The following is a 6,358-nucleotide window of genomic DNA, read 5'->3' on the forward strand; positions in this document are numbered from 1 at the left end:
CCACCATCGGGGCGGTGCACGCGCTGGCTGGAGCGGCGGCTGTCGATGGCGGCGCGCGCGCTGGCCAGGGCCGCCGCATCGGGCTGTCCGTTGAGGGCGCTCTGCAGGGTCTGCAGCTCACCGAGCTTTTCCAGGGCGAAGGCCAGCCAGGATTTCACCTCGGCATCGAGCCGGTCTTCCGACGCCAGGCCGAAAGGCACGTGCAGCAGGGAGCACGAAGGCGCGATCCACAGCGGCCCCCGGTGCTTGGCGGCGATGGCGGCCAGGCGCTCCAGCGCGGCGTCCAGATCGGCCCGCCAGATGTTGCGGCCGTCCACGATGCCGACCGACAGCAGCTTGTGGCTGGGCAGCCAGTCGGTCACGGCGACCAGGTCCTCCGGCGCCCGCACGGCGTCCACGTGCAGGCCGGCCACGGGCAGCTGGCACGCGAGCCGGGTGTTTTCCTGCAGGGGCGAGAAGTAGGTGGCCAGCAGCACCTGGGCGCCGGCGCGGTTGAGCTGCCAGTACGCCGGCTCGAACGCGTGTCGCCAGGCATCGGGCAGGTCCAGGCCCAGGATGGGCTCGTCGATCTGCACCCAGGCCACGCCCTGGCGCTTGAGCCGCGCGAGGATCTGTTCGTACACGTCCAGCAGCGGCTGCAGCAGCGAAAAGCGGTCGAAGCCCTCGGCCTTTTCCTTGCCCAGGTACAGAAAGCTCAGGGGCCCGAGCAGCACCGCCTTGACAGGGTGGCCCAGGGCCTGCGCCTCGGCCACCTCGTCGAACAGGCGCTCGCTGGCCAACCGGAAGGTGGTGGACGGCGTGAATTCCGGCACGAGGTAGTGGTAGTTGGTGTCGAACCACTTTGTCATCTCCAGCGCGAACTGGCTGGCGTGTGGCGTGGCGGGCGCGTGGCCGCAGGCGCCCTGGCCCGACTCGCCCTGGCAGGCGGCCGCGGTGGCGGTGGACTCGCCACGGGCCATCTTGAAGTAGCGGGCCAGTTCGGGCTGGCCGGGCACGAAGCCGTAGCGCGCGGGCTCGGCACCCAGCAGCTGGATGTGGTTGGCCACATGGTCGTAGTAGGCGAAGTCGCCCACGGTGACGAAGGCCAGGCCCGCGTCGCGCTGGGCCTGCCAATGGCGGGCGCGCAGATCGGCGCCCACGGCCTCCAGCGCCTCAGCGGTCAGGTCGCCGCGCCAGTGCTTTTCCAGCGCGACCTTGAGTTCCCGGTGTGCGCCCATGCGCGGAAAACCGAGGGTGTGGGTGGAGATGGGTGATTGGGCCATGGTCGAAATTCCTTTGAATGGGTGGTGCGCTGAGGCAGGCCGCCATGGTCCGGTGATTGCCTTTATTATTCAAACGAAAGTTTTGTGCCCTCATCTTGAGAATATCTAATGAACCAGTCGATCCTGGAAATCCGCCACCTGCGCACCCTGGCCGCCCTGCGCGACAGCGGCAGCCTGGTTCGCGCCGCGCAACTGCTCAATCTCACCCAGTCGGCCCTGTCGCACCAGATCAAGCTGCTGGAAGACCGCTACACCGCGCCCCTGTTCGAGCGCAAGTCCGTGCCACCCCAGTTCAGCGCCACCGGCACGCGGCTGCTGGCGCTGGCCGATGCCTTGCTGCCCCAGGTGGAAGCGGCCGAGCGCGACGTAGCGCGGCTGTCGATGGCGTCCGCCGGTCAACTGCGCATCGCCGTGGAATGCCACACCTGCTTCGACTGGCTGATGCCCGCGATGGACGCCTTCCGCAGCCGCTGGCCCGAGGTGGAGATGGACATCGTGAGCGGCTTTCACGCCGACCCGGTGGGCTTGCTGCACCAGGACCGGGCCGACCTGGCCATCGTGTCGGAGGTGGACGGCGACGAGGCGGGCGTCGACCACCACCCGCTGTTCGGATTCGAGATCCGCGCGCTGCTGGCCAACGGACACCCGCTGGCCGAGAAGCCGTGGCTGGCCGCGCAGGACTTCGCCGACCAGACCCTCATCACCTACCCGGTGCCTGACGAGATGCTGGACATCGTGCGCCAGGTGCTGGAGCCCGCCGGCATCCGCCCACCCCGGCGCACCACGGAACTCACCGTCGCCATGCTGCAGCTCGTGGCGAGCGGTCGCGGCGTGGCGGCCTTGCCGCTCTGGGCGGTGCAAAGCTATCTGGACCGCGGCTACGTCACCGCCCGGCCCGTGGGCGAGCAGGGCCTGATGGGCGAGCTGCACGCGGCCTGCCTGCCGCAGTTGTCGGGCCGGCACTACCTGCAGGACTTCGTTGGCGTGATCCGCGAGACGAGCTTCGTCGCGCTCAAGGCCGTCACGCTGCTGTAGTCGGCGGCGGTGCCGGTGCGTATTTGTCGCCGACCTGTTCGCGCAGGGGATGCGTGTCGTAGACGATCTGCATGGCGCGGATGCGTGGGCTGCCTGGGTCAAAGGTGAAGACATCGACGCAGGTGAAGGTCACCTCGCGGCCGTCGCTCAAAGTCCAGTCGTAGCGGAAGTAGGCCGCGATGCGCACGGTGCCCCCGTCCTGCGGTGCCACCGAGGTGAAGAGGTCCAGCACGGTGATCACGCTGCCATTCGAGGCCTGCGCGAGCCGGTGGAAGAACTCGCGGGCGCCCAGGGTGCCGAGAAAAGGCGAGTGCACGAGCCCGTCGTCTTCGAAGCAGGCGATCAGGGCCTCGGTATCGCTGGCGTGGAGGTGGCCCAGGTAGGCCTTGACGGTGTCGAGCGGGTGCGTTGTCATGCGGTGTCCTTGGTGGGTCGCTGGGGAGATCGCCGCAGCTTGGCGGCGCCGGCGCTGTCCGGCAAGCCACAATCGGTGCCAATACATAAAGGGTGCTTATGTATCTGCGCCATCTGCAATACCTTCGGTCGGTCGTCGAGCACGGCTCTTTTGCCCGGGCCGCACAGGCCTGTGGCGTCTCCCAGCCTGCCATCAGCCAGGGAATGAAGGCGCTGCAGGCGCACTTTTCCGCCCCTTTGCTGGTCCGTGCGGGGCGCCGCTATGTGCCGACCGAGCTGGCGAGATCGGTGGCGGCGCAATCGTCGTCGCTGGGGCAGCGCATGGGAGCGCTGGGGTTCAAGCCAGTGCCTGCACCCGACCGGAACGTACTGCGCGTCGGGCTGACGCCATCCGCCGCCCTGGTCTGGGGCCCCGTGCTGTATGCGCGCTGGTGCCTTCCCCATCCCCGGCGCTGCCTCGACATGGCGACGGCGGACGAGGGCGCGTTGCTCGCCGGGCTGCTGCAGGGGCGGTTCGATGCGGTCATCGCGCCCAAGCCGCGCCAATTTGCGCACCCGGACCTGTCCGAGCGCCTGCTTTACGATCTGCAGCCGCAGGTCTATGCCCGCCGCGGCCATCCCCTGGCACGGGCCCGAACGTTGGCGCAGCTGCAGGGCGCTGCGTGGGCCTGCGTCGGGCCCAGCGTCAAAGGTCCCGTCGATGTGCTCACAGAGGCGCACCGCGTGCGCCGCATGCCTGTGCCCAAGATCGCGGTGCGCTGTCCCGATTTCGCCAGCATGCTCCATCTGGTGGGGCAATCCGATCTGTTGGCCGTCGTGCCCCATCCGGCACTGCTTGGCGCCGCGACGCTGGTGGTCAGGGCGCTTGAACTCGCCGAGGCCTTGCCGCTGTATGGCATGTGGCTGTTCGAACTGCGTACCCGGCCATCGCGCATCGATCCGCAGTGGGCCGTAACCGATCCCTCCCCAACGCAGTCCCGTAGTTGAATGGGATATTGCAAGAAATCAGAGGGCGTGAAGTTTCCGTTGCAGCGGCCCATAATGGCTTTTCTCCCATTCATGCCCACTGTTGCCACCATGCATTCCTCGCAAACCCCTTCATCGTTCGTGCGTCCATTGATCGCATTCCTGTCCCTGGCTTTCGCCGGCACCCTGGCGCAGGCCGCACCGGTGGCCGACGTGCACGCCCTGGCGCAAAAGGAGCAGCAACCGTTGCTGGACACGCTGCGCGACCTGGTGCACATCGAGTCGGGCAGCAAGGACATCGAAGGCCTGAACCAGATCGCCGCGCGCATTGCCCAGCAACTGAAGGCCCAGGGTGGCACCGTGGAGATCCTGCAGCCCACCGACATCTATCGCCTGGATGACACGCCTGAGAAGGTGGGCCCGGCGGTGCATGCCGAGTTCAAGGGCACCGGCACGAAGAAGATCCTCTTCATCGCGCACATGGACACGGTGTATCTCAAGGGCATGCTGAAGGACCAGCCCTTTCGCATCGATGGCGGCAAGGCCTACGGCCTGGGCATCGCGGACGACAAGCAGGGCGTGGCCACCATCCTGCACACCGTGGGCCTGCTGCAAAAACTCGGCTTCAAGGAGTACGGCACGCTCACCGTGCTGATCAACGGCGATGAGGAAATCAGCTCGCCCGGCGCGCGCAGCACCATCACCCGCGTCGCGGCCGACCAGGATGCGGTGTTTTCCTTCGAGGGCGGCGGCACGGACGGCAGCCTGCGCCTGGCCACCAGCGGTATCGGCGCGGCCTACCTGACGGTGCAGGGCCGGGCCTCGCACGCTGGCGCTGCGCCCGAAAAGGGCGTGAATGCGCTCTACGAGCTGTCGCACCAGCTGCTGCAGCTCAAGGACCTGTCCAGGCCCGAGCAGGGCCTCAAACTGAACTGGACGGTGGCCCAGGCCGGCACCAACCGCAACGTGATTCCCGCCGAGGCCACGGCCCAGGCGGACGCCCGCGCCCTGCGCGTGGCGGACTTCGACGGGTTGGAAAAAGAACTGCAGGCCAAGGTGCAGACCAAGTTGCTGCCCGAATCCAAGGTGTCGGTGAAGTTCGAAGTGCGCCGCCCGCCGCTGGAGGCCAACGACGCCTCGCGCCGCGTGGCCGGCCACGGCAAGACCATCTACCAGGAACTGGGCCTGCCCCTGAACGTGCTGGACAAGGCCACCGGCGGCGGCACCGACGCGGCGTTCGCCGCGCTGAAGACCCGCGGCGCCGTGGTGGAGGGCATGGGCCTGTCGGGCTACGGGGCGCATTCCAACAACGCCGAGTACGTGCAGATCGACACCATCGTGCCCCGGCTGTACTTGGCCACGCGCATGGTGATGGACATTTCGCGAGGCGTGCTCAAGTAAGCCAGTGGTGTCGCGGGGCAAAGAAGGTTCCGCTCCGCAATTACCCATTTTTTGGCAGAAAACTATCTATATTGCATGGCTAAAAGGTAGCAATATTGATATATTTCTGTGTATATGCCGCCGCAATGCACGCTCCAGATCCACGCCCAGGGCCGGTGGCACGACGCCGCCAGCGTCCTGCTGCTGGGTGATCCCGCCCAGGGCTGGCGCACACCCAGCTACACCGGGTATGCGGTGGAATGGGCCGTCGAGCACGGGGGCCGGCGCGATGCCTGGGCGCTGGCCAGCGGCTTCGCCACCGGGCTGGAGCCGCTGGAGCTGCGCCAGTGGCCCGGCTTTCTGGCGGACCTGCTGCCCCAGGGCCATGGCCGCGAAGAACTGCTGCGCCAGCTGGGTCTGCCTGAGGCGTCGGAAGCCGTGGCCGACTGGCCGCTGCTGCTGGCCGGGGCCGGCAACCCCATCGGGCACCTGCGCGTGAAAGAGGCGGCCGACTGGCTGCAGGCGCGCACCGGACCGCGCCGCGGCTTCACCGATGCCGAGGTGGCCGAGCGGTCGTCCGACTTCATGGACTACCTGGGCCGCCACGGGCTTTTCGTGGCCGGGTCGTCGGGCGTGCAGGGCGAATGGCCCAAGGTGCTGCTCACGCGCTCGGCCAGCGATGGCCTGCTGCACCTGGACCACTCGCTGCCCGATGGCGAGGCGGCGGCGCATTTCATCGTCAAGTTCGGCCGCGGCACGAACGAGCGTCTCGCGGCCATCCTGCGGCACGAGGCGCCCTACATGGACATCGCCCGGCACCTGGGACTGCGAGTCCACGCTCCGCTGGTGCTGCGCGACCGGGCGCTTTTCATTCCGCGCTTCGACCGCATCGCCGGCGACGCGGCGCGTGGCTCGGGGCAGGGCGGCGGCGTGGTGCGGCTGGCGCAGGAAAGCATCGCCACGCTCACGGGCCGGGCGGGCTTCGGCGCCGTGCCCTCGCACGAGGAAGTGTGCCGCCAGCTGGCCCGCGTGTGCACCGATCCCGCTGCCGAAGTGGCGGAGTACCTGCGCCGCGACGTGGCCAACCTGGCGCTGGGCAACAAGGACAACCACGCGCGCAACACGGCCGTGCAGCGCGGCTTTGACGGGCGCATCGCCCTCACGCCGGTGTTCGACTTCGCGCCCATGTACCTGCACCCCGATGGCATCGCGCGGCGCATCCGCTGGGCGGTGGGGGACGACGGCGCACCGGACTGGCGCCGGGTGCTGGACGCCGTCGCCGCCGAATGCGGACTGCCGCG

General features: G+C 68.3%; 5 protein-coding genes and 1 pseudogene. 4 read left to right on the forward strand and 2 right to left on the reverse strand.

Annotated features, from left to right (window positions below; translation table 11 throughout):
* Positions 1–1,262: pseudogene (locus AC27KI_RS16950) on the reverse strand (5-methyltetrahydropteroyltriglutamate--homocysteine S-methyltransferase); the annotation flags it as partial.
* A 108-nt stretch (positions 1,263–1,370) separates the two neighbouring features.
* On the opposite strand from AC27KI_RS16950, the gene AC27KI_RS16955 reads away from it, so the two are divergent.
* Complete coding sequence (locus AC27KI_RS16955) at positions 1,371–2,297, forward strand: LysR family transcriptional regulator (RefSeq protein ID WP_487114870.1); 927 nt, start codon at positions 1,371–1,373, stop codon at positions 2,295–2,297.
* Here the strand turns inward: AC27KI_RS16955 and AC27KI_RS16960 are convergent.
* Complete coding sequence (locus tag AC27KI_RS16960; RefSeq protein WP_487114872.1) at positions 2,284–2,712, reverse strand: nuclear transport factor 2 family protein; 429 nt, start codon at positions 2,710–2,712, stop codon at positions 2,284–2,286. The two genes, AC27KI_RS16955 and AC27KI_RS16960, sit on opposite strands and share 14 nt — an antisense overlap.
* Positions 2,713–2,810: 98 nt before the next feature.
* On the opposite strand from AC27KI_RS16960, the gene AC27KI_RS16965 reads away from it, so the two are divergent.
* From AC27KI_RS16965 to AC27KI_RS16975, 3 genes are all read left to right on the forward strand, one after another.
* Entirely contained in the window at positions 2,811–3,698 is an 888-nt protein-coding gene (locus AC27KI_RS16965; RefSeq protein WP_487114874.1) for a LysR family transcriptional regulator, read from the forward strand.
* A 90-nt stretch (positions 3,699–3,788) separates the two neighbouring features.
* Positions 3,789–5,078, forward strand: coding sequence for a M20/M25/M40 family metallo-hydrolase (locus tag AC27KI_RS16970; protein ID WP_487114876.1), 1,290 nt, complete (start codon positions 3,789–3,791; stop codon positions 5,076–5,078).
* Positions 5,079–5,192: 114 nt separating this feature from the next.
* On the forward strand, positions 5,193–6,358 hold a 1,166-nt coding region (locus tag AC27KI_RS16975), incomplete at its 3' end, for a type II toxin-antitoxin system HipA family toxin (protein WP_487114878.1).

The sequence above is a fragment of the Acidovorax sp. KPB24-03 genome (assembly GCF_057546605.1).

Coding starts and splice junctions, on each gene's coding strand:
- AC27KI_RS16960 (WP_487114872.1), bottom strand. CDS start 2,712: ATGACAACGCACCCGCTCGACACCGTCAAGGCCTACCTGGGCCACCTC.
- AC27KI_RS16970 (WP_487114876.1), top strand. CDS start 3,789: ATGCATTCCTCGCAAACCCCTTCATCGTTCGTGCGTCCATTGATCGCA.
- AC27KI_RS16955 (WP_487114870.1), top strand. CDS start 1,371: ATGAACCAGTCGATCCTGGAAATCCGCCACCTGCGCACCCTGGCCGCC.
- AC27KI_RS16965 (WP_487114874.1), top strand. CDS start 2,811: ATGTATCTGCGCCATCTGCAATACCTTCGGTCGGTCGTCGAGCACGGC.